Below are 21,447 nucleotides of genomic sequence, written 5' to 3'. Positions count from 1 at the left end.
CCAGACTAGGCGGGACTTACCGGCACATCGATGACCGGGACACTCATCTCATTTGGGGGAATGATGACAGAGCGCGCTGACTTTGACGCTGGAAAAAAATCCGAATCCTTTGGCCCGGCCGAGCCGCGCTACGGCCAGCGGTGGCCCGACGGGGCGCCCTGGCCGGATTCCGCGGACCACCGGCAGGCGCAGCTGCCCGCCCTCCCCCTGCCCCATCCCGCGGTCCGGCCGGAGTCCCTGGACAGCACGGTCCGCGGCACGGTGTTTGCCCTCGCCGTGGTGCCGGTCGGCGTCGGACTCTGGCTGCTCCTGTGGAAGCTGGGGTGGATGGGGTCAATCGTGGCCTTCGTGACCGCGGCAGGGGCCGCCCGGCTGTATCTCGCCGGCAGCATGGCGGGCCGCGGCGGAACCATGACCAAGCAGGGCGCGTGGGTGGTGGTGGCCGTGACAATCGTGACGGTGCTGCTGTCATTCCTGGCCAGCATCTGGGTGGACCTGGCCGACTACGTGGGCGATTCGCCGCTGGCGATGCTGGCCCAACCCGAGGCATGGGACCTGCTGGGCTACAACCTGACCAGCAACGCGGACCTCATCGAGGACCTCAAGGGTGAGTTCGTGATGGCGCTGCTGTTCAGCGCCCTGGGCTGCTTCTTTACGCTGCGGCAGCTGTTCGCCCAGGCCCGCCGCGGCTAGGCCCGGGCGCCGGCCCCGCTGATCTGCCGCCGGATCAGCCGCCGGCGGAGAGGTCCGCCGAAATGAGCTCCGCGGTGGCGACGGCGGCCTCGCGGACCGACTCCAGATAGGCCGCTGGGTCCGGCTGCGCCGAGACGGCCTGGGCCTGCAGCGAGACGTTGATGGCGGCGACCACCTTTGGACCGTCGTGGATCGGCGCGGCCAGGGACATCAGCCCCAGCTCCAGTTCCTGGTCCAGCAGGCACCAGCCTTGGGCCCGGACGGTGTCCAGCTCCGCGACGAGCTCGTCGGGGGTGCCGATTGCGCGTGGTGTGAGGGGCCGCAGTTCGGCCGCGGCCAGGTACGCCTTGAGCTGGTCCGCCGGGAGGGCGGCCAGCAGCACCCTGCCCATCGAGGTGGCGTACGCCGGGAACCGGGTGCCGACGGTGATCCCGACCGTCATGATCCGGCGCGTGGCGACCCGGGCAATGTAGGCGATGTCCGTCCCGTCCAGCACGGCCGCCGACGTCGACTCCCCCAGCTTGAGCGAGAGCTCCTCCAGGTGCGGCTGGGCGATCTGCGGCAGCGACAGCCCGGAGAGGTAGGCGTAACCGAGCTGGAGCACCTTGGCGGTCAGCGCAAAGGTCTTGCCGTCGGTGCGGACGTACCCGAGCTCCACGAGGGTGTGCAGGAAGCGGCGCGCGGTGGCACGGGTGAGATCGGTCCGGGCCGCCACCTCGGTCAGGGTCATCAGCGGGTGCTCCGAGTCGAAGGACCGGATCACCGCCAGTCCCCGCGCCAGCGACTGCACGTACTGGTCGCTGGCTGCGGGCGCCCCGTCGGCCCGGGTGCCCTTTGCTGCCTCAGTCATATACCGCCTCTCGATCACGCATCACTTTATACGCGCGGAGGTCCAGGTGCGGCGGCGGTGAGCGGCACCGGCACCAGCGCCTGCAGATCCTCGAGAGTGCAGCCGAAGGTCTCGCGCACCTGCACCCCGTCGGGGCCGGTCAGGAAGACCGCCTTGTCCGTGTAGACCCTGGTCACGCAGCCGATTCCGGTCAGCGGATAGCTGCAGGACTCCACCAGCTTGGACACCCCCTCGCGGGTCAGCAGCGTCATCATCACGAAGACGTCTTTGGCGCCGGTCGCCAGGTCCATGGCGCCGCCGACGGCGGGGATCGCGTCGGGCGCGCCGGTGTGCCAGTTCGCGAGGTCGCCGGTCGCGGAGACCTGGAAGGCGCCGAGCACGCAAATGTCCAGGTGCCCGCCGCGCATGATCGCGAAGGAGTCGGCGTGGTGGAAGTAGGACGCGCCCGGCAGCTCGGTCACGGGGACCTTCCCCGCGTTGATGAGGTCGCCGTCGACCTGGTCGCCCGTGGCCTCCGGGCCCATGCCCAGCATGCCGTTCTCGGTGTGGAGCGTGACGTTCTGCTCCGGCTCGAGGTAGTTGGAGACCAGGGTGGGCTGGCCGATGCCAAGGTTCACGAATGAGCCGGGTTTGATGTCCCGGGCCACCAGGCGGGCCAGGTCGTCACGGCCCAGCGGCGCGTCGGAGGTCTGGATACTCGTCTTAAGGCTCATCTCAGGCCACCTTCACGATGCTGTTGACGTAGATTCCGGGGGTCACAACGTTTTCCGGGTCCAGGCCGCCGGTGGGGACGATTTCGGAGACCTGGACGATCGTGTGTTTCGCGGCGGCCGCCATGATGGGGCCGAAGTTGCGGGCGGTCTTGCGGTAGACGAGGTTGCCCTTCCCGTCGGCCGTGAGCGCCTTGATCAGCGCGACGTCGGCGTGGATGGGCGTTTCGAAGACCTGCCATTTGCCGTCCAGGAAGCGGGTTTCCTTGCCCTCGGCCAGCATGGTGCCGTAGCCGGTGGGGGTGAAGAAGCCGCCGATGCCGGCCCCGGCGGCGCGGATCCGCTCGGCCAGGTTGCCCTGCGGCACCAGCTCCAGCTCGATCTCGCCGGCGCGGAACTTCGCGTCGAAGTGCCACGAGTCGGACTGCCGCGGGAAAGAGCAGATCATCTTCTTCACCCGGCCCTCCTTGATCAGCAGGGCCAGGCCCTGGTCGCCCTGGCCGGCGTTGTTGTTGACCACGGTGAGGCCGGTGGCGCCGCAGTCCAGCAGGGCGTCGATGAGTTCGAACGGCTGCCCGGCGTTGCCGAAACCGCCGATCATCACCGTGGAGCCGTCCTTGATCCCGGCGACGGCCTCGCCCACGGTGTCAATGAAATTCAACATGTCCTAGCCCTTTGCAGCCGGTGCCGGCGGATTATGCCGACCGGTGGTAGAAACGTTTTCGAGGACGACGGCCAGGCCCTGGCCGACGCCGATGCAGATCGCCGCGACGCCCCAGCGCTGCCCGGAGGCCTGCAGGGACCGGGCCAGGGTGCCCAGAATCCGCGCCCCGGAAGCGCCGAGGGGGTGGCCCATCGCGATCGCGCCGCCGTGCCGGTTCACGATCGCCGGGTCGATGCCCCAGGCGTTGATGCAGGCCAGCGACTGCGCGGCGAACGCCTCGTTGAGTTCGACGGCGCCCACCTCGTCCCAGCCGATCCCGGCCTTCGCGAGGGCCTTGTTCGCGGCTTCCACCGGGGCGTAGCCGAAGAACTGCGGGTCGTTCGCGTGCGCGCCGCGGCCGGCAATCCGGGCCAGCGGGTCCATCCCCAGCAGGCCCGACGCCTGTTCGGAGCCGAGCCACGCCGCCGACGCGCCGTCCGAGAGCGGGGAGGCATTCCCGGCGGTGACGGTCCCGCCGTCGGGCCCGTCTGCCTCGGCGCGGAACACCGTCTTCAACCCGGCGAGCTTTTCCGCGCTGGAGCCGGGGCGGATGCCCTCGTCGCGGACCAGGTCGGTGCCCGGGACCGGGGCGACGAGGGCGTCGTAGAAGCCCGCGTCCCAGGCCGCGGCGGCCAGGTTGTGCGAATTCGCCGAGAATTCGTCCTGCGCCTCGCGGGTGATCCCGTATTTTTCGGCGAGCCGCTCCGTGGCCTCGCCCAGGGAGACCGTCCAGTCCGGTCGCATGGCCTTGTTGACCAGCCGCCAGCCCAGCGTGGTGGAGACCAGGGCGAGGTCCCCGGCCGGGTACGGTTTCTCGGTCTTGGGCAGCACCCAGGGCGCCCGGGACATCGATTCGACCCCGCCGACAAGCAGCAGGTCCGCGTCGCCGGTGTTGATCTGCCGGGACGCGATGATCGCGGCGTCCAGCGAGGACCCGCAGAGCCGGTTCACCGTGGTCCCCGGGACCGAGACCGGCAGCCCGGCCAACAGCGTGCCCATGCGGGCAACGTTGCGGTTCTCCTCGCCCGCGCCGTTGGCGTTGCCGAACACCACCTCGTCGATCCGCTCCGGGTCGAGCCCCGGCGCCCGCTTCACGGCCTCGCCGATCACGTGCGCGGCCAGGTCATCCGGCCGCACGCCGGCGAGCCCGCCGCCGAACTTCCCGAACGGGGTCCGCACGGCGTCGTACAGAAAAGCCTGGTTCATCATTTCCTCTTAATTCTCTGTGGATCCCAAGTAGCTGGCAGTTGTTGTCGTTTTGAGCCCTCAAAACGACAACAAATGCGAGCTAGTTGGGTGGGGCGGTGTCGTCCATGGAACGGAAGACCTGCTGGGCGGTCCTGAAGGCGGTGTTGGCGGAGGGGACCCCGCAGTAGATGGCGGTCTGCAGGAGGATTTCCTTGATTTCGTCCCTGCTCAGGCCGTTGGTGACGGCGGCGCGGATATGCATGGCCAGTTCCTCCCAGTGCCCGTGCGCCACCATCGCAGTGATCGTGACGGCCGAGCGCATCTGCCGGCTGATTCCGGGCCGGGTCCAGATCCCGCCCCAGGCGATCCGGGTGATCATGTCCTGGAAGTCTTCGGTGAAGGAGTCCTTGGCGGCGTTGGCCCGGTCCACGTGCGCAGCGCCGAGCACCTCGCGGCGGACGGCCATGCCGCCGTCGTAGATCTCCTGGCTGGTGGCGTCGGGCTGGACCACACCGTTCCGTTCCGGCCCGCTCACTGGCCCGGTCACTGGCCGGCTCACTGGCCGGCTCCGCGTGATTCGGTCCAGCGGATCAGGCTGCGCAGCAGTTCAGCCACGTGGCCGGGCGCCTCGAAAGGCGCCAGGTGGGCCACCCCCTCCAGGGTCGCCGCATTGGCCGTGCCGCCGCCGGCGGTGATGCCGTCGACGATCTCCCGGGCCAGCGACGGCGGCGCGACGGTGTCCTGGACGCCGGCCAGCGCCTGGGTGGGGACCCGGATGCCGCCCAGTTCCTCCCGCACGTCGAAGCCGGCGAGGGCCTCGCAGCAGAAGGCGTAGCTGAAGCGGTCCGCGTCGCGCAGGGTGTGCAGCAGGCCGCTGCTGCGGTCCGGCTCGCGCTCCATAAAGCCCGGCGCGAACCAGCGCTGGGCGGAGCCCTCGATCATCACACCGGTGCCCTGGTTGCGGACCGTCACGGCGCGTTCCAGCCAGCCTTCGGGGGTGCCGATCTTCGCCCCGGTGCACTGCACGGACAGGCTCTTGAGCCGTTCGCCGTGCTTGATGCCCAGCTGCAGTCCGGCGGCACCGCCGAGGGAGACGCCGGCGTAGTGGAACCGGGCGCCGGGGGCGATCGAATCGACCAGCTCCACGACGGCGTCGGCCAGTTCGGCGACGGTGAAAGTCTCCGCCGCGGCCGGGGAGACTCCGTGCCCGGGCAGGTCCCAGGCGACGACGTCGGCGTCGTCGCCGAGCAGGGCGCCGGCCTGGCTCCAGAGCAGCGTGGAGGTCCCCAGGGACGGGCCGAGCACGAGCAGGGGCTTGTCGCCGAGCTCGCGCACGGGCGAGAGCAGGACGGCCTTGAGGGTTGGTCTAGCCACGGTGGGCGCCTTTCTCTGCGGTCGTTTTTTTGGGTTCGGTCGGTTCGGCGGGTGGGGCGCCGGGCTGCGCTGCGTCAGTTTGTGCGAAGGCCGGCCACGCCGCGAGGATGCGGCGCGAAATTTCCGGTGCCTGGCCCAGGTAGTTGGCCGGATCCAGCAGCTCCTCGAGCCGCTCGTCGGAGAGCAGCTCCGCCGGGACGGCGGCCCGGAGCAGCTTCCGGTAGGAGCTGGACTGTTCAGCGGTGTGCACCTGGAGGGTCCGGTCCACCACGTCCTGGAGCCGGCGCCGGCCGTCCTGCCCGAGCAGCGGCCCGACGGCGGCGCCCACCGCCTCGGAGAGCAGCAGGGGGCCCGCGAGGTCCAGGTTCCGCCGCATCGCCGACGGGAAGACCTGCAGGCCCTCGGCCAGTTCGTGCAGCTGCACCGCCGCGCCGAGGGCCAGGCGCAGCAGCGAGCGCAGCGCGGTCCACTCGGTGTGCCAGGCGCCGTCGGGGCGTTCGTCGTTGAAATTGGCTGCGGCAAAGTGCAGCTGGGCTGCCAGCGCCGGTGCCTGCAGGGCGGCGCTGCGCACCAGCACGGACAGCACCGGGTTTTGCTTCTGCGGCATGGCCGAGGAGCCGCCGCGGCCGGCGGCCCGGGGTTCGGCCAGTTCGGCCACCTCGGGCCGGCTCAGGAACAATACGTCGGCGGCGATCTTGCCCGCAGCGTCCGTCAGCGCGGCGAGGGCGTCGCCGAGTGCGGTCACGGCAAGGCGGTTGGTGTGCCACGGAGCGGTGGCGGCGGCCAGCCCCAGCCGGGCGGCCAGCCGGTCGGCCAGCTCGAGGGGTCCCAGGGCATGTCCTTCGGCCAGCGCGGTGCCGGCTGCCAGGGTGCCGGCGGCCCCGCCGGTCTGGACGGGCAGTTCCAATCCCTCGAGCCGCTGCGCTGCGGCGGCGAGCCCGTGGAACCACTGCGCGGCTTTCAGGCCGAAGCTGAACGGCAGCGAGTGCTGGGTCAGGCTGCGGCCCACACACAGGGTCTGCTGGTGCCGCTGCGCAAGGGCGGCCAGGGCCGCCGTCGTGCGGCGGGTCTCGGTGAGCAGTTCGCGCACGGCGCCGGCAGCCAGCAGCATCAGGGCGGTGTCCAGCACGTCCTGGCTGGTCAGCGAGGTGTGCACGGCCCGTCCGGCGCCAAGGCCGGCCGTGTCCAGCGCCGTGACCTGGTCCCGGAGGTCGGCGAGCAGCGGGATCACCGGGTTGCCGCCGCCCTGGGCGCGGACGGCGATTGAGGCGATGTCGTAGCGGTCGACGTCGGCCGCCGACGCCACGAGGGCGGCGGAGCCGGCCGGGACCAGGGCTGCCTCTTCCAGGACGGCAGCCCAGCCGGCTTCGACCCGGAGCAGGGCGGCGAGCACCGCCCGGTCCCCGGTGAGCGCGGTGACCCGGGGCGACGCCGATACCGGGCTCAGCAGGCCGACGTCGCCGTCCGGGCCGGGCCCGGTGTGCGGGGAGGTCACGTGGCGTCCCCCGCGCCCGCGGCGCCCTGGAAGTCGAGGAACACCGTTTCGTCCTCGCCCTGCAGCCGGATGTCCCAGCTGAGGCCGCCATCGGGGTCACGCCGGGCGATCAGGGTCCGGCGGCGGTCCGGGTCGAGCGAGGCCAGCAGCGGGTCGGCCGCGAGGGCTTCCTCGTTTTCCGGCAGGTAGACGCGGGTGAAGAGCCGGTTCATCAGGCCGCGCGCGAACACCACGACGGAGATGAACGGCGCGGCGCCGGGGGCGGTGGGGCCGGGGTTGACCGTGGTGAACGTGAAGACGCCGGTGTTGCCTACGGCGCTGCGGCCGAAGCCGGTGAAGGTGTAGCCGTCGCGGACCAGGGAGCCGGTGCGCTGCGGGACGTTGCCCTCGGCGTCGGCCTGCCAGATCTCCAGGATGGCGTCCGGGACCGGATGGCCGGCGCCGTCGTACACGGTGCCCTGGAGCCGGATGGAGCCGGCGGATCCGGGGGCCAGCAGCTCGCGGTCCTTGGCGTAGGGCAGGGCGTAGCCGTAGAACGGGCCCACGGTCTGGCCGGGGGTGGGGGTCAACTTACTCATGGTCGTCTCCTTCTGCGCCCAGCGCCTCGTTCTCGGTCCAGGTCCGCTTGGAGCCGGTCAGGACAATGTCCCAGTTGTAGGCCAGCGCCCATTCCGGTTTGGTCTGGTCATGGTTGTAGGTGGCCACGAGCCGGTCCCGTGCATCCTGGTCCACGATGGACTGGTAGATCGGGTCCAGGGCGAAGAGCGGGTCGCCCGGGAAGTACATCTGCGTGACAATCCGCTGGGTGAACTCCTGGCCGAAGAGCGAGAAGTGGATGTGCGCCGGACGCCAGGCGTTCAGGTGGTTCTTCCACGGGTAGGCGCCGGGCTTGATCGTGGTGAAGCTGTAGGACCCGTCCGCGCCGGTGATGCAGCGGCCGACGCCGGTGAAGTTCGGGTCCAGCGGGGCCGGGTGCTGGTCGCGCTTGTGGATGTAGCGGCCGGAGGAGTTCGCCTGCCAGATCTCCACGAGCTGGCCCGCCACGGGCCGGCCGTCGCCGTCGAGCACCCGGCCGGAGACGATGATCCGTTCGCCCAGCGGCTCGCCGTTGTGCTGGATGGTGAGGTCGGCTTCGAGCGCGTGCACGTCCATGTGCCCGAACGCCGGTGAATGAAGCTCGATGGTTTCCGGGTCCGCGTGCTGCAGGCTCTTGGTCGGGTGGCGGAGGATGCTGCTGCGGTACGGCGGGTAGTCCAGCCGCGGCTGGGTTTCCGCCGGGGCGCCGTTCCGGAGCGCCTGCGCGTAGGCATCCCCGAGCGCCGTCATCTCGTCGCTGAGGATCTGCTGCGATTCCGCGGCGGTGTCCAGGGCCGGGACCGCCTTGCCGGCGGGCTTTGACGTGGCCTCGGGCGCTGCGTCGGACACGTCCTCGGTGAGCGGGTCCGCGTTGAAAATCTCGAGGTTGATCTCTTCTGGCACAGCAGCCTCCTTTCGTTGGGTGGGGTGGGTCTGTCCTGGCCGGGTGCGGTCAGGCGGTGAGTTTCAGCTGGTGCAGGTGGTCGTACTGGACGGCGTGCCGGACCGGGGCGTTGGGTGCCCCGTAGCCGTCGTAGGAGCCGCGGCGTTCCACCATTTCGAAGAACACACTGCCGACGGTGGCGGTGTAGAAGTGCAGGAACTCGCCGTCGGCGTCGCGGTCGTAGAGCAGGTTCAGCTCCCGCAGCGTGGCCAGGAACGCCGGGTCCAGGTCGAAGCGGGCGTCCAGGTCCTCGTAGTAGTTCGCGGGGATCTGCAGGAACTCCAAACCGCGGCCGCGGGCGGCCCGGGCCGTGGCCACGAGGTCGTCCACGGCGAAGGCAATGTGCTCCTGGTAGGTCCGGCGCGGGGTTCCGGCGGGCGCGGTGCCGGCCTGCTCCGGGCCGCCCTCCTGCTGCAGCAGCGGGGCCAGGTTCAGCACCAGCCGCACGCCCCCGTCCCGGGTGGTCATCACCTGGGAGCGGACCAGCCCGCTGGGGCTCGCGACCTCGGCGTACGGCTGCGGCTCCAGGGCCAGGGCGCTGGTGTAGAACAGCACGGCCTCGTCAAAGTGCTGCCAGGGCTGGGCGAGGTTGACGTGGTCGATCACGGCCTGCGGAGCCGCGGCCGGGCCGGTTTCAGCGCCGGCGGGGCCGAATTCGCTGACCCAGGCGGGTGCGCCGTCCGGGCTGCCCTGGCAGAGGAAGATCTCGGTGGAGTCCGGCGCGGCGAAGCCCTGGAAGACTTCCTCGTCCGCCTGGCTCTTGCGCGGCACCGCGGGGGCTTTCAGCTGCTGCGCCCGGGCGGCGGCAATCACGGGGGAATCGACGTCGAAGCCGACCGCGGCGATGGCGGTTTCCGCGGCGGCGGGGGCTTCCTCGTTGATGATCACGCGTGCGTGGCCCATGGTCCACAATTGCACATTCTTGGTCCGGTGCCGGCCGTTGAACCCGAAACCCAGCTGGCCCAGCAGGGTCTCCAGGGCAGCGGTGTCGGCGGCCCGGACCTCGGCGAAGTTGAACCCGGCCGGCTCGGCCACCCGCGGCAGCGTGGCCAGTTCCATCGGATGGCGGCGCCGGCCGGCGCCGGCAGCCGCTTCGGCCGGGGACGGATTCGCCTCCAACCACCTGGCGCTTTGTTCCTCGAGCCAGATCAGCGAGCGCATGGCATCCACCGCGGTGCGTTCGACGTCGGACTGCCGGAAGACGTCGTTGAAGACCTCCAGCGAGACGGGGCCGGTGTAGCCGGCACGGACCACGTGGCCCATGAACTTGGCGAGCTTGAACTGTCCCTCGCCCGGGAAGACGCGGTGGTGCCGGCTCCAGGACAGCACGTCCATGGACAGCTTCGGGGCGTCCGCCACCTGCACAAAGAAGATCTTTTCCGGGTTGAACCGCTCGATCGGCGCCGTGTCCCAGTCCCGGGACAGGATGTGGAAGGAGTCCAGGCAGGTGCCCAGGTAGGGGTGGTCCACGAGTTCCACCAAGCGGTGGGCGTGCTCGTAGTCGTTGACGTACTTCCCCCAGGCCAGGGCCTCGTAGGCGATCCTCACCCCATGCTCGCCGGCGAGTTCGGCGAGCCGGGACAGCTGGGCGGCGCGCAGCCCGTCGTCGTCGATGCTGGCGGTGGCCACGTTGGAGCAGACCAGGATGGTGTCCATGCCCAGCCGGGACATCAGCCGGAACTTGGCCTCGGCGCGGCGCAGGTTGGCGGCGAGCAGTTCCTCCGGCACGGAGTCGAAGTCGCGGAACGGCTGGTACAGGTCTAGGGTCAGGCCCAGGTCCGCGGCCATCGACCGGATCTGCTCCGGGCTCAGCGACGAGGTGACAAGGTCCTGCTCGAAGATCTCGATCCCGTCGAAGCCGGCGATAGCGCAGGCCTGCATCTTCTCCCGCAGGGTCCCGGCGAGGCAGACGGTGGCGATTCCGGTGCGCATCAGGCCGCCACCTCCTCGGCGGCGACGAGCTCCAGGAAGTGGGCGCGCATCCGGTCCGCGTCGGCGTCGAGGCCGGTGAAGATCCGGAACGCGTCGGCGGCCTGTCCCACGGCCATCCGGCCGCCGTCGAGCACCTCGCAACCCCGGGCGCGGGCCTCGCGGACCAGTTCGGTCTCGATGGGCCGGTAGACGATGTCCGCGACCCAGTGCCGGGACTCCAGCAGGGACGGCTCCAGCGGGACGCCGGGGTGGGCGGCCATGCCCACCGGCGTGCAGTGGACCAGGCCGTCGGCGAGCGGCATCAGCTCCGGGAGCTCCGCCGTCGTCCGTGCCGTGACCACACTGTCCGGGAAGAATCCGGCGAGTTCGACCGCCCGCTCGGCGCAGCGGGCCGCGTCGGTGTCCACCAGGTCCAGGCGGCGGACTCCGGCGGTGAGCAGGGCGTAGGCGACGGCGGATCCGGCGCCGCCGGCTCCCAGCTGCACCACGCGGTCCAGCTTGGCCCCCGGCAGGCCGGAGGCCAGCGCGGAGGCAAACCCGGAGAAGTCCGTGTTGTGGCCGATGAAGCGGCCGTCGCGGATGGTCACGGTGTTGACCGCGCCAAGGCGCCGGGCATCCGGGGAGACCTCGTCGAGGTGCTCCAGCACCAGCTGTTTGCAGGGGTGGGTGACGTTCAGGCCGTTGAAGCCGAGGCGGTGCGCGAAGGTGAGGAGGTCCCCGATGGCCTGGCCGGGGAGGCCGAGCTCAATGAGGTCGATCGGGCGGTAGAGGTACCGCAGGCCCTGCACATCGCCCTCGCGTTCGTGCATAGGGGGCGTGAGCGACGGCATGACGCCATCGCCTACGAGGCCCACGAGGAAGGACTCTGCTCGGTTGCTCATCCGTCTAGCTCCTTTGACAACGGCACTCGGCGGGCCGCGGTGCGAACGGCGGCGGGCCGGGTGATGGGGATTACATTACCGCAAGTGTTCACATATTGCACTGTTGTTCTTATTACGAACATGACCAGCTACTGCTGGGGCAGCCGGGCCGACAGCTCGGCCGCGGCGGATTGGAGCAGCGGCACCAGGCCCACGAGGGCTTCCATGCTCATCCGGAAGACCGGGACCGCGGTGGCCAGTGAGGCGAAGGCGTGGCCCTGGGCGTTGAAGACCGGGACGGCGACGGCGCGCATGCCGAGCTCGTTTTCCTCGTCCATGGTGGCGTAGCCGCGCCGGCGGACCAGCTCGATCTCGGCCCGGAAGGCGTCCCGGTCCGTAATGGAAAGCTCCGTCAGCGGCTCGAGCTCAAGCTCCTCCACCAGCTGGCGCCGCGTGGCGTCGTCGGCAAAAGCGATGAGAGCCTTGCCCACCGACGTGGTGTGCAGGGCGCCCAGGTGGCCGGGGTCCGAGGTGACGCGGAAGGTCTGCGGGCCGTCGACCTTGTTGACGGTGAGGTGGTGGTTACCGTCGCGCACGGACAGGATGGTGGCCTCGCCGGATTCCTCGGTGACGCGGCGCAGGATGGGAAGGGCCGTGCCGGCGAAGCCGTGGTGGTTGGACACCCGCTGGCCGAGCTGGAAGACCCGCAGCCCCAGGTGGTAGCGGCGGCCGTCCGGCTCGTAGTCCACAAAACCGTCCCGGGTCAGCGATCCTAGCAGCCGGTACGTGGTGCTGAACGGCAGGTCGGCGCGGCGCGAGAGCTCGGCAGCGCTGGCGCCGCGCGGCTCGTCCCCCAGCAGGACCAGCAGCCCCAGGGCCTTGCCCACCATGTCCGTGCGGGAGTCCTCGCGGGCGGGCTTCTTTGTCCCGGGGGCGGGGGGCGCGGCGGGGGTCTCAGCAGGTGCGGTCGACGAGGTCTCGGCTGCATCTACGGCTGCACCCAGGGGGCCGCCGGGGGCTTCGGCAGCGGCGGCCGGCTCTGTGTCTTGGTTCACACTCATGCCTTGATGTTCTCACATGGTGAGAGCTATTGCTAGATGATGATTATTTTTGTTGACAAGTGATGGCAGTCACAGCCATGCTTGCTACATCGCACAAGTAGCTCCCACCATGTGGCTACTAGTCCGGGTCTTTCCTCGGTCCACCGGCTGCCGCACACTTAAAGCCACCGGCCGGCGAGACCCTCCCGATCCATCCGCGACAACGTCGTCACACAAAGGAACACCATGAGCCAGACTCTCCCGTCTACGACGCCGGGCACTGCCGCACCGGCCGGGACACCAAAGAAGGCAGCCCTCGCCAGCTTCCTGGGCAGCGCCGTCGAGTACTACGACTTCTTCATCTTCGGTTCCGCCGCCGCCTTGATCTTCCCCAAGGTCTTTTTCCCGGACGCGGACGCCAACGCGGCGATTATGTCCTTCGCCACCTTCGGCTTCGCCTACGTGGCCCGGCCGGTCGGCGCCGTCATCCTTGGCCACTTCGGGGACCGGGTGGGCCGCCGGAAGGTCCTGATGTTCACCCTGCTGCTGATGGGCGCCTCCACGTTCCTGATAGGCTGCCTGCCGGACTTCAAGACCGTCGGCTGGTGGGCGCCCGCGCTGCTGGTGCTCGCCAGGCTCTGCCAGGGCCTCTCCGCGGCCGGCGAGCAGGCCGGCGCCTCATCGATGACTCTGGAGCACGCCCCGGACAACCGCCGCTCCTTCTTCACCTCCTGGACCCTGACCGGCACCCAGGGCGGGCAGATCCTCGCCGCCCTGGTCTTCATCCCCGTCCTCGCGCTGCCGGACGAGGTCAAGTACGGCATCGGCTGGCGCATCCCGTTCTGGCTCAGCGCCGTCGTTGTGGTGGTCGCGTTCTTCATCCGCCGCACCCTGCACGAGCCGCCGGCCTTCGAGGAAGCACAGAAGTCCGCCCAGATCTCCAAGCTCCCCGTCGCCGACCTGCTCAAGCACCACTGGCGCGATGTGCTGCGCGTGGTCGCCTGCGCCTTCATCGCCGCCGTCTCCACCGTGTTCGGCACCCTGGCCATCAGCTATGCCAAGAATGTGGCCAACGTGGACGGCACGGTCACGCTCTGGCTCGTAGTGGGCGCCAACCTGGTCGCCCTCGGCACCCAGCCGCTGTTCGGCATGCTCGCCGACCGGATTGGCCGCAAGCCGGTCTTCATCTACGGCGCGCTGGCCAGTGCCCTGCTGACCCCGGTCTTCCTGCTCAGCCTCGAATCCGGCAGCGTTGCGCTGATGTTCCTGGCCGCAATCGGCTTCTTCTCGTTCGGCTACGCGGCCTCCAACGCCGTCTGGCCCTCCTTCTACGCGGAGATGTTCAGCACGAAGGTCCGCTTCTCCGGCCTGGCGATCGGCACCCAGCTCGGCTTCCTGATGGCCGGCTTCGCCCCGGCGATCGTGGCGGCCATGGGCGGCATCAAGCCCGGCGGCTGGGTCCAGATCACCATCTTCACCGGGATCATCTGCGCCATCGCCGCCGTCTCGGCGCTGACCGCCAAGGAATCGTTCAAGATTCCCACCAAGGAACTCGGCCTGCGCTGAGGCCCGCGCCGGCCCGGCGTGCGTTCCGGCCCGGTTACTTTGGGAAAAGCCCGGTGTGTTCAAGGAACACGCCGGGCTTTTCCGCGTGTTGCCGGGGTGGGGAGCGAAGGAACCGGGCGGGAGCGTCAGGCGGCACGCCCGACGGCGGGCGGTTCAGCCGCCGCCGGACGCCGGGCCGCCGGCGTTCAGCACCGCGGCCAGATCGTAGCTGACCGGTTCCTCCAGCTGCGCGTAGGTGCAGGAGGCGGGGTCCCGGTCCGGCCGCCAGCGGACGAACTGGGTGGTGTGCCGGAACCGCTCACCCTCCATATGGTCATACTTCACTTCGACCACCCGTTCCGGGCGCAGCGGCGTGAAACCCAGGTCCTTGCCACCGCTCCAGCGGCTGCCCTCGGCGTTGCGCGGGGTGCGGGTGCCGTCCTCCTGCCGGTCCCACGCCCACGGGTGGTCGGCGAAATCGGTGACCAGCGGCTGGAGCTCCTCGAACAGTTCCTTGCGGCGCTGCATCGGGAAGGCGCCAACCACCCCGACGCTGGCCAGGATGCCCTCCCCGTCGTAAAGTCCCAGCAACAGTGAACCGATCCGGTCAGGGCCGGAGGTGTGCACCCGGTAACCGGCCAGCACACAGTCCGCGGTGCGTTCGTGCTTGACCTTGAACATGGTGCGCTTGTCCGGCTGGTAGCTGGAGGCAAGCGCCTTGGCCACGATCCCGTCCAGGCCGGCGCCCTCGAACTGCCGGAACCACCGTTCCGCGGTGTGCCGGTCCAGGGTCGCGGCGGTCAGGTGCACCGGGGCGGAGCTGTCCGCGAGCACGCGTTCGAGGGCCGTGCGGCGCTCCTCGAATGGCCGGGCGGTGAAATCCTCCTCGCCCAGTGCCAGCAGGTCGAACGCGACGAAGCTCGCGGGGGTCTGGTCAGCGAGGAGGCGAACCCGGCTCGCGGCGGGGTGGATCCGCTGCTGCAGCGCGTCGAAGTCGAGGCGGTCCCCCGAGGCCCCCACCAGGACGATCTCGCCGTCGACCACACAGCGCGGCGGAAGGTTCAGCTTCAGCGCCTCCACCAGCTCCGGGAAGTAGCGGGTCAGGGGTTTGCCGTTGCGGCTGCCGATCTCCACCTCGTCGCCGTCGCGGAAGATGATGGAGCGGAAGCCGTCCCACTTGGGCTCGAAACTCATCGGCCCGTCCGGCAGGGCGCCGACGGCCTTCGCCAGCATCGGCGCGATCGGGGGCATCAGGGGCAGTCGCATGGGCCCTATTCTGGCGCGGCGGAACGCCCGCGTCGATCCCCCGGTGTGCCCGGCCGGACGGGAACCGGAGCCTCCGCAACGGGACGGGCCGCAAAACTAACCCAGCGCTTACCGGGCGGAAACGCGGCGGCAACATTGGCGCCGGACACTGGAAGGGCCGGCAAGAGCAGGCACCAGCTCCAGTCCAGGAGGCCAGCGATGTTGAAGGAAGCCAAAGCCCAGATCACCCGAGTCCGCGCCCTTGACCAGCTGCACCGCGGCGATGAAATCGAGGCCCGGCTGCGGGTGGGACCGAACTACGACGACGTTGTGATCCGCCGCGGCTGCGTGCAGGAGACGGCACCGGGAATCGGCGTCGTCTGGATCCTGGACCGGCAGTCGGGCACCCGCAAGGCCGTCAACACGGACGAATGCAGCCTCTGGCGGGTGGCCTGACCGGCTAACCGCCGGCCACGGACTGGATGATCAGCACTTCCTGGCCCGGCGCCACTTCGGTGCCCAGGCCCTGCAGGCGCCGGATTTCGTTCCCGTTGACGTAGATATTCACGAAGCGGCGGACGGCACCGGTTTCGTCCCGCAGCCGCCGGGACAGCGCAGGGAAGTCGGCGGCCACCGAGTCCAGCAGCCACCGGACGCTCACGGCCCCGTCGGCGGGCGCAGTCAGGACGGACTGCCCGCCGGCCAGGGGCTGCAGAACGCTGGGAAGCACCACACTTATGTCAGGCAAAGGGACGCCTCACCCGGAAACCTCGGCCGCGGCGAGGGCGCCCTCGTCTTGGCCGCCCTGTACCCGGGCGCCGGACAGCGCCCCGGCCCGGACACAGAGTACGTCCGGCAGGTGCGAGGCCACCTCGGTGAAGTGTTCGCCCTCGTCGGCGCTGGCGTAGACGCTGCCGCCGCGGGTCCCGAAGTAGACCCCGGCGGGTTCGGCCCCGTCGACGCAGGCCGCGTCGCGGAGCACAGCGTTGAACTCGAACCCGGGCAGCCCGTCATCCAGCCGTTTCCAGCTCGCCCCGGCGTCGTCGGTCCGGTGCACGGCGAGCTTGCCGTCCGGCGGGATGCGTTCCCCGTCGGCCTTCAGCGGGATGACCCAGGCCGTGCCGGCGCGGTGCGGATGCGTGAGCATCACAAAGCCGAAGTCCGCCGGCAGGCCCTCGGCGATCGACTCCCAGCTTTCGGCGTCGTCGTCGCTGCGGTAGACGCCGTGGTGGTTCTGGGCGTAGAGGCGGCCCTCGACGGCGGCGTCCGCGGCGATCTTGTGGACGCACTGGCCGAATTCGGGGTTCGGATCGGGCATAAAGTAGGCCGAGATCCCCTTGTTCCGCGGCTCCCAGGAGGAACCGCCGTCGAGCGAGCGGTAGACGCCGCCGGTGCTCATCGCGACGTGCACCTTCTCGCCGCCGGGGTCAACGACGATCGAGTGGGCTGCGGCCCCGCCGTAGCCGGCCCCCCATTCGCTGCGGTGCGGGTGGTCCCACAAGCCGCGGTTGAGTTCGAAGTGCTCACCGCCGTCGGTGGACTTCCAGACCGAAATCGGCTCGCAGCCGGCCCAGACGACGCCGGGGCGGGACTCGGCGTCGGGATGGATCTGCCAGACCCGCTCCAGCGCGGCGTCGGTGCCCTCGGGGAAGCGGATGGCGCCGTTTTCCGGCTCGTGCCAGGTGTCGCCGAGGTCGTCGGAGTGGAACACCGTTGGGCCCCAGTGCTCCGAGCGGACCCCGACCAGGATCCGCGTCCGGCCGCCGCGGGTGTCGATGCCGATGCTGGGGATCTCGCTCATCAGGAAGTGCGGGCCGGACAGGGCCCAGTTTTGGCGGTCCGGGCTGGTTGCCAGCCACAGGCCTTTTTTGGTTCCAATCGCCAGGAGGTAACTCTCTGCGGTAGCCATGCCCTACATGCAACCACCCCGGCCGGACCGCCGCAATGGTTTTGCCCGGGTCAGTCGACGAACTCGGACTGGGTCTCTACGAAGTCCCAGTCGGCGGCGCTCAGCACCCCGGTGGCCCGGTCCGGGTGCGGTCCGCCGGCCTCGGCGATGCCCTGCAGCACCGGCAGCGGCAACTCGGCAGCGCGCAGGTTCTCCCGCAGCCACTCCTTGCTGGCCAGGTCCAGGTCCAGCCACCACATATAGATGTCCATGCTGCCCGCCTCCCCTGTCCTTCAACCGTAGGCCCGGCGGCGGAGCCGATCAAGGGCTGCCTCGGGCAGGATGGCCCTAGCCGGGCAGCCCCGCCGGGGGCAAGAATGGGCTATGCCCGCAGAGCGCACGCCCCACGCACCGCTGGTCGTCGGTGTCCTCCCCGGACGGTCGCCGGAGGTGCTCGAAACCGCCGTGGAACTGGCCCGCGTCCTTGCCGCACCGCTGGTCTGCGCGTTCGTCGACGAGGCCAGCTACCTGGTGGAGTGGGATCCGGCCCGCTCGGCCCACCGGCTCTCGCTGCATCCCGAGGCGGACAACGAGGAAATCCGTGCACAGACGGAACGCCTGCGGACCGAGATTGCCGCCGTCTGCGACGGCCCCGGCGTCGAATGGAGCCTGCGGACCCTGGCGGGGGATCCGGCCCGGGCGCTCGGGCGGCTGGCGGCGGACGCCGCCGCGGCCATGATTGTGGTGGGCACCCCGGAACCCGGGCTGGGGCACCGGATCACCGCCGCCCTGAACGGCTCGGTGGCCGCCTGGCTGAGCCACCATCAGGACCGGCCCATCCTGATCGTCCCTGCCCGGTCCGGCGGACCGGGCAGCTCCCGCCGTGGAAGCTGACCCCGCCGTTCCCGAAGGCCGCCCCGGACTCTCCGGAGCCTTTGACAGCTCCGGCCGCTTTGACCGAGCGCTGGGATCCGTTTTTCCGCGCCAGGATGTCGCTGGCCGACGTCTACGCCTACCCGGTTGACCACTTCGATTTCCACGCCGCCCAGCTGTCCGCCGAGGGGCCGGTCTCCCCGCAATCCGGGTCCAGGCCGGGCACGGGAAAATAAAGCGAAAGTAGTTATTCGAGGTGCTGGCGCATCGTCGCTACCGCCAAGTAAGGTTTAATTCGTAGGTGGAAAACCCCCTACCCCATAGCTGCTCCGGAGTGCGTATCCCCCAATAACGCACTCCGGAGCTCTTTAATTTCCGGGACCGTCCGTGATACCCCCGGAGGGTACTTGCCAGATACCCCTAGGGGGTATATGTTGAGGACATGAACGAGTCCGAAGCCTCCGCCACGGCCGCCCTGGACGACACCGAGTCCCAGCAGCACGGCTACTCCGCCAACAAGGATGCCTACCTCAAGCGGCTCAAACGGATCGAGGGCCAGGTCCGCGGCATCGCCCGGATGGTCGATGAGGACAAGTACTGCATCGACATCCTGACCCAGGTCGCCGCGGTCACCAAGGCCCTGCACGCCGTCAGCCTCGGGCTGGTGGAAGAGCACATCGGCCACTGCGTGGTCGGTGCGGCCGCGGAGCCGGATCCGGAACTTCGGGCTGAAGCCATCGACTTCAAAGTGAAGGAGGCCACCGATGCCATCGGGCGCCTGCTGCGGTAGCGGCAACACCACTCACCACACCATCGGGCTGGGCAACCCCCAGGCCCCCACCAAGGAGCAAGCCATGAGCACCGTTTCCACCACCGTTGAGGTATCCGGCATGACCTGCGGGCACTGCGTGTCCTCCGTCTCCGAGGAACTCGAGGCGCTGGCCGGCGTCGAAAGCGTCGACGTCGACCTGAACGCCGGCGGCGTCTCCACCGTGACGATCACCTCGGACAAGCCGCTCTCGCCCGCCGAGATCGGCGAAGCGGTCGCCGAAGCCGGCTACCTGGTGGTCGCGAACGAGGCCTGAGCCCGCCGCCGGGCAGCACTTCTTACCGAGCAGGACCGAAGGGGGACATACCGTGAGCAACGCGCAACTGCTGGACCAGCCCGGGAGCCGGGTGATTGAACTCGACATCGAGGGCATGACCTGCGCCTCCTGTGTGGGCCGGGTCGAACGCAAGCTCGGAAAGCTCGACGGCGTCACCGCCTCGGTCAACCTGCCGCTGGAGTCCGCCCGGGTCACCGTTCCGGCGGGCATCACGGACGAGCAAATCACCGCCACCGTGAACGCGGCCGGCTACAAGGCCACCCTCAAGACTCCACGGGACGCGGCAGCCGAAGCGCCGGCCGCGAGCCCGGCGACGGCGCTGGGGCCCCGGCTGGCGGCCGCGGCCGTCCTGACCGTCCCGGTGTTCCTAATCTCGATGTTCCCGGCCTTCCAGTTCCCGAACTGGGGCTGGGTGGCCGGTGCCCTGGCGTTGCCCGTGGTCAGCTGGGCGGCGTGGCCGTTCCACCGGGCCGCCGCCGTGAACGCCCGGCACCTGTCCTCCACCATGGACACGCTCGTCTCACTCGGAGTCACGGCCGCCTACGCTTTCTCGGCGTGGCAGCTGCTGGCCGATCCCCGCCTCACCGAGCACCCGGGCATGGAAGGCATGGGCTCCGGCGGACTGTACTTCGAGGTCGCCTCCGTCGTCACCACCTTCCTGCTGTTAGGCCGCTACCTGGAGGCCAACGCCAAACAGAAGGCCGGCGACGCGCTCAAGGCCCTGCTGGACCTGGGCGCCAAGGACGCGGCCGTGCTGCGGGACGGCCTGGAGTTCAAGGTGCCCGCGGACAAGCTCCGGGTCGGGGACGTCCTGGTCGTGCGGCCCGGCGAGAAGATCGCCACCGACGGGATGGTGGTCGAGGGTACGTCCGCCGTGGACGCCTCGCTCGTCACCGGGGAATCGGTGCCGGTGGAGGTCGGGCCGGACAGCCCGGTCACCGGCGCCACGATCAACACCTCCGGGCGGATCCTGGTCCGTGCCACCCGGGTGGGCGCAGACACCACCCTCGCCCAGATGGGCCGGCTGGTCTCCCAGGCGCAGTCCGGGAAGGCGCCGATCGCCCGGCTGGCGGACAGGATCAGCGCCGTCTTCGTCCCCGTGGTCCTCGCCATCGCCGTGGCCACCTTCGGCGCCTGGCTGCTCGCGGCCGGTCCAGCCGTCAACGACGCCGAGCTCCGCGCCGCTTTCACCGCCGCCGTCGCCGTGCTGGTCATCGCCTGCCCGTGCGCGCTCGGTCTGGCCACCCCGGTCGGCCTGCTCACCGGGACCGGCCGCGGAGCACAGATGGGCATCCTGATCAAGGGCCCGCAGGTGCTCGAGGACACCCGCACCGTGGACACCATCCTGCTGGACAAGACCGGCACCGTCACCACCGGCCACCTCGCCGTGGACGGCACCCGCGCCTTCGCCCCCTTTAGCGAAAGCGACGTCCTGCGGCTTGCCGGCGCGGCGGAGGCCGCCTCCGAGCATCCCGTCGCCCGGGCCATCGCGGCGGCGGCACTCGCTGCCAGCCGGCAGAGCGACGGCGGCGCCGCCGAGCTGCCCGCCGTCACCGGCTTCCACTCCGCGCCGGGCGGCGGTGTCCGCGGCAGTGTGGACGGCCGCCTCGTCACGGTGGGCCGGTCCGGCTGGTTGAAGGAGAACGGCGTCGCCGTCTCCGGCCCGCAGCAGGCCGCTCTGGCCGCCGCGGAGGACGCCGGAGCCACCGCCGTCTGGGTGGCCGTGGACGGGGAACCGGCCGGCATCATCAGCCTCCGGGACACGCTGAAGCCCGGCTCCGCGGCGGCCATCGCGCGGCTCCGCGAACTGGGGCTGCGGCCCATCCTGCTGACCGGCGACAACGCCGCGGTGGCGGGCCAGGTTGCCGCCGCCGTCGGCATCCCGGCCGAGGACGTCTTCGCGGGGGTGCTGCCGGAGGGCAAGGTGGACGCGGTACGGGCCCTGCAGGCCGCAGGGGCCACCGTGGCGATGGCCGGCGACGGCGTCAACGACGCCGCGGCCCTGGCGCAGGCGGATCTGGGGATCGCCATGGGCTCCGGCACGGACGTCGCTATCGAGGCCGCTGACCTGACCGTGATGGGCAACGAGCTGGGACAGGTCGGGCAGGCTATCGAACTGTCCCGCCGAACCCTGGCAACGATCAAAACCAACTTGTTCTGGGCCTTCTTCTACAACGCTGTCGGCATCCCGGTGGCCGCGCTTGGCCTGCTCAACCCGATGATTGCGGGCGCGGCGATGGCGGCGAGCTCCGTGCTGGTGGTGGCCAACTCGCTGCGGCTGCGCAGCTTCGGCAAGTAGCCTGATGGGCAGGGCTGCCCATCGACAGTGTTTTGCGCGGCAGGGTAGGTTCTTGGCAATGGATCTTCCGGAGCAGCCGGGGGCCGCTGGGGACGCCGACAGGGTTCGGGTCCGGTGAACTAAGGAG

At 70.2% G+C, this 21,447-nt stretch carries 24 protein-coding genes; 8 read left to right on the top strand and 16 right to left on the bottom strand.

Annotated features, from left to right (window positions below; genetic code table 11):
• Positions 1–60 precede the first annotated feature (60 nt).
• Positions 61–693: a hypothetical protein gene (locus E7Y32_RS05750; protein WP_146336283.1), complete on the top strand. Its 633-nt coding sequence runs from the start codon at positions 61–63 to the stop codon at positions 691–693.
• A gap of 34 nt (positions 694–727) precedes the next feature.
• Here the strand turns inward: E7Y32_RS05750 and E7Y32_RS05745 are convergent, their stop codons facing one another.
• From E7Y32_RS05745 to E7Y32_RS05690, 12 genes are all read right to left on the bottom strand, one after another.
• Positions 728–1,543 (bottom strand): IclR family transcriptional regulator C-terminal domain-containing protein, encoded by an 816-nt coding sequence (locus tag E7Y32_RS05745; RefSeq protein ID WP_146336282.1) that lies wholly within the window; start codon positions 1,541–1,543, stop codon positions 728–730.
• 26 nt (positions 1,544–1,569) lie between these two features.
• A complete protein-coding gene (locus tag E7Y32_RS05740) occupies positions 1,570–2,256 on the bottom strand; it encodes a 3-oxoacid CoA-transferase subunit B (protein WP_146336281.1) in 687 nt (228 codons plus the stop codon).
• Between the two features lies 1 nt (position 2,257).
• Entirely contained in the window at positions 2,258–2,917 is a 660-nt protein-coding gene (locus tag E7Y32_RS05735; protein ID WP_146336280.1) for a 3-oxoacid CoA-transferase subunit A, read from the bottom strand.
• A gap of 3 nt (positions 2,918–2,920) precedes the next feature.
• Positions 2,921–4,162 (bottom strand): thiolase family protein, encoded by a 1,242-nt coding sequence (locus E7Y32_RS05730; RefSeq protein WP_146338269.1) that lies wholly within the window; start codon positions 4,160–4,162, stop codon positions 2,921–2,923.
• Between the two features lie 82 nt (positions 4,163–4,244).
• Positions 4,245–4,679 carry a 4-carboxymuconolactone decarboxylase gene (gene pcaC, locus E7Y32_RS05725; protein ID WP_146336279.1) on the bottom strand — a complete coding sequence of 145 codons (435 nt, stop codon included), beginning with the start codon at positions 4,677–4,679 and terminating at the stop codon, positions 4,245–4,247.
• Positions 4,680–4,699: 20 nt separating this feature from the next.
• Positions 4,700–5,518 carry an alpha/beta fold hydrolase gene (locus E7Y32_RS05720; protein ID WP_146336278.1) on the bottom strand — a complete coding sequence of 273 codons (819 nt, stop codon included), beginning with the start codon at positions 5,516–5,518 and terminating at the stop codon, positions 4,700–4,702.
• Entirely contained in the window at positions 5,511–7,013 is a 1,503-nt protein-coding gene (locus tag E7Y32_RS05715; protein ID WP_146336277.1) for a lyase family protein, read from the bottom strand. Before E7Y32_RS05715 ends, E7Y32_RS05720 begins: the two co-directional genes overlap by 8 nt.
• On the bottom strand, positions 7,010–7,591 hold the full coding sequence (gene pcaG, locus E7Y32_RS05710; protein ID WP_146336276.1) for a protocatechuate 3,4-dioxygenase subunit alpha: 582 nt from the start codon (positions 7,589–7,591) through the stop codon (positions 7,010–7,012). Before pcaG ends, E7Y32_RS05715 begins: the two co-directional genes overlap by 4 nt.
• The gene (pcaH, locus tag E7Y32_RS05705; protein ID WP_222433455.1) at positions 7,584–8,492 is read right to left on the bottom strand and encodes a protocatechuate 3,4-dioxygenase subunit beta; all 909 of its coding nucleotides are present in this window, start codon (positions 8,490–8,492) and stop codon (positions 7,584–7,586) included. The genes pcaG and pcaH overlap by 8 nt, the downstream gene beginning before the upstream one ends.
• Positions 8,493–8,541: 49 nt before the next feature.
• Positions 8,542–10,464: a bifunctional sugar phosphate isomerase/epimerase/4-hydroxyphenylpyruvate dioxygenase family protein gene (locus tag E7Y32_RS05700; protein WP_146336275.1), complete on the bottom strand. Its 1,923-nt coding sequence runs from the start codon at positions 10,462–10,464 to the stop codon at positions 8,542–8,544.
• Positions 10,464–11,345: a shikimate dehydrogenase gene (locus E7Y32_RS05695; protein WP_146336274.1), complete on the bottom strand. Its 882-nt coding sequence runs from the start codon at positions 11,343–11,345 to the stop codon at positions 10,464–10,466. Before E7Y32_RS05695 ends, E7Y32_RS05700 begins: the two co-directional genes overlap by 1 nt.
• Positions 11,346–11,473: 128 nt before the next feature.
• On the bottom strand, positions 11,474–12,214 hold the full coding sequence (locus E7Y32_RS05690; protein WP_146338266.1) for an IclR family transcriptional regulator: 741 nt from the start codon (positions 12,212–12,214) through the stop codon (positions 11,474–11,476).
• A gap of 396 nt (positions 12,215–12,610) precedes the next feature.
• On the opposite strand from E7Y32_RS05690, the gene E7Y32_RS05685 reads away from it, so the two are divergent.
• Positions 12,611–13,930, top strand: coding sequence for an MFS transporter (locus E7Y32_RS05685; protein WP_146336273.1), 1,320 nt, complete (start codon positions 12,611–12,613; stop codon positions 13,928–13,930).
• A gap of 153 nt (positions 13,931–14,083) precedes the next feature.
• Here E7Y32_RS05685 and E7Y32_RS05680 read toward each other — a convergent pair whose 3' ends face one another.
• Entirely contained in the window at positions 14,084–15,175 is a 1,092-nt protein-coding gene (locus tag E7Y32_RS05680) for an ATP-dependent DNA ligase (protein ID WP_146336272.1), read from the bottom strand.
• A gap of 198 nt (positions 15,176–15,373) precedes the next feature.
• Between E7Y32_RS05680 and E7Y32_RS05675 the strand changes: the two genes are divergently transcribed.
• Positions 15,374–15,610, top strand: coding sequence for a hypothetical protein (locus E7Y32_RS05675; protein WP_146336271.1), 237 nt, complete (start codon positions 15,374–15,376; stop codon positions 15,608–15,610).
• A gap of 4 nt (positions 15,611–15,614) precedes the next feature.
• On the opposite strand, the gene E7Y32_RS05670 is transcribed toward E7Y32_RS05675, so the two are convergent.
• From E7Y32_RS05670 to E7Y32_RS05660, 3 genes are read right to left on the bottom strand one after another with little or no spacing between them, the layout of a single operon-like run.
• Entirely contained in the window at positions 15,615–15,902 is a 288-nt protein-coding gene (locus E7Y32_RS05670) for a MoaD/ThiS family protein (protein WP_146336270.1), read from the bottom strand.
• A 9-nt stretch (positions 15,903–15,911) separates the two neighbouring features.
• Positions 15,912–17,063, bottom strand: a complete 1,152-nt coding sequence (locus E7Y32_RS05665) for a sialidase family protein (RefSeq protein WP_146336269.1) — start codon at positions 17,061–17,063, stop codon at positions 15,912–15,914.
• A gap of 50 nt (positions 17,064–17,113) precedes the next feature.
• Positions 17,114–17,314: a hypothetical protein gene (locus E7Y32_RS05660; protein WP_146336268.1), complete on the bottom strand. Its 201-nt coding sequence runs from the start codon at positions 17,312–17,314 to the stop codon at positions 17,114–17,116.
• 112 nt (positions 17,315–17,426) lie between these two features.
• Here E7Y32_RS05660 and E7Y32_RS05655 point away from each other — a divergent pair, with 112 nt between their 5' ends.
• From E7Y32_RS05655 to E7Y32_RS05635, 5 genes are all read left to right on the top strand, one after another.
• Positions 17,427–17,936, top strand: a complete 510-nt coding sequence (locus tag E7Y32_RS05655) for a universal stress protein (RefSeq protein ID WP_146336267.1) — start codon at positions 17,427–17,429, stop codon at positions 17,934–17,936.
• A 59-nt stretch (positions 17,937–17,995) separates the two neighbouring features.
• Positions 17,996–18,151 (top strand): hypothetical protein, encoded by a 156-nt coding sequence (locus tag E7Y32_RS05650; RefSeq protein ID WP_261382549.1) that lies wholly within the window; start codon positions 17,996–17,998, stop codon positions 18,149–18,151.
• Positions 18,152–18,357: 206 nt separating this feature from the next.
• Positions 18,358–18,705 (top strand): metal-sensitive transcriptional regulator, encoded by a 348-nt coding sequence (locus tag E7Y32_RS05645; protein WP_146336266.1) that lies wholly within the window; start codon positions 18,358–18,360, stop codon positions 18,703–18,705.
• 64 nt (positions 18,706–18,769) lie between these two features.
• The gene (locus E7Y32_RS05640) at positions 18,770–19,000 is read left to right on the top strand and encodes a heavy-metal-associated domain-containing protein (protein ID WP_146336265.1); all 231 of its coding nucleotides are present in this window, start codon (positions 18,770–18,772) and stop codon (positions 18,998–19,000) included.
• Between the two features lie 52 nt (positions 19,001–19,052).
• Positions 19,053–21,320: a cation-translocating P-type ATPase gene (locus E7Y32_RS05635; RefSeq protein ID WP_146336264.1), complete on the top strand. Its 2,268-nt coding sequence runs from the start codon at positions 19,053–19,055 to the stop codon at positions 21,318–21,320.
• Positions 21,321–21,447 lie beyond the last annotated feature (127 nt).

The organism is Arthrobacter sp. UKPF54-2, assembly GCF_007858535.1.
Classification (GTDB): Bacteria; Actinomycetota; Actinomycetes; order Actinomycetales; family Micrococcaceae; genus Arthrobacter.
This window is presented reverse-complemented; position numbering and strand designations above follow the sequence as displayed.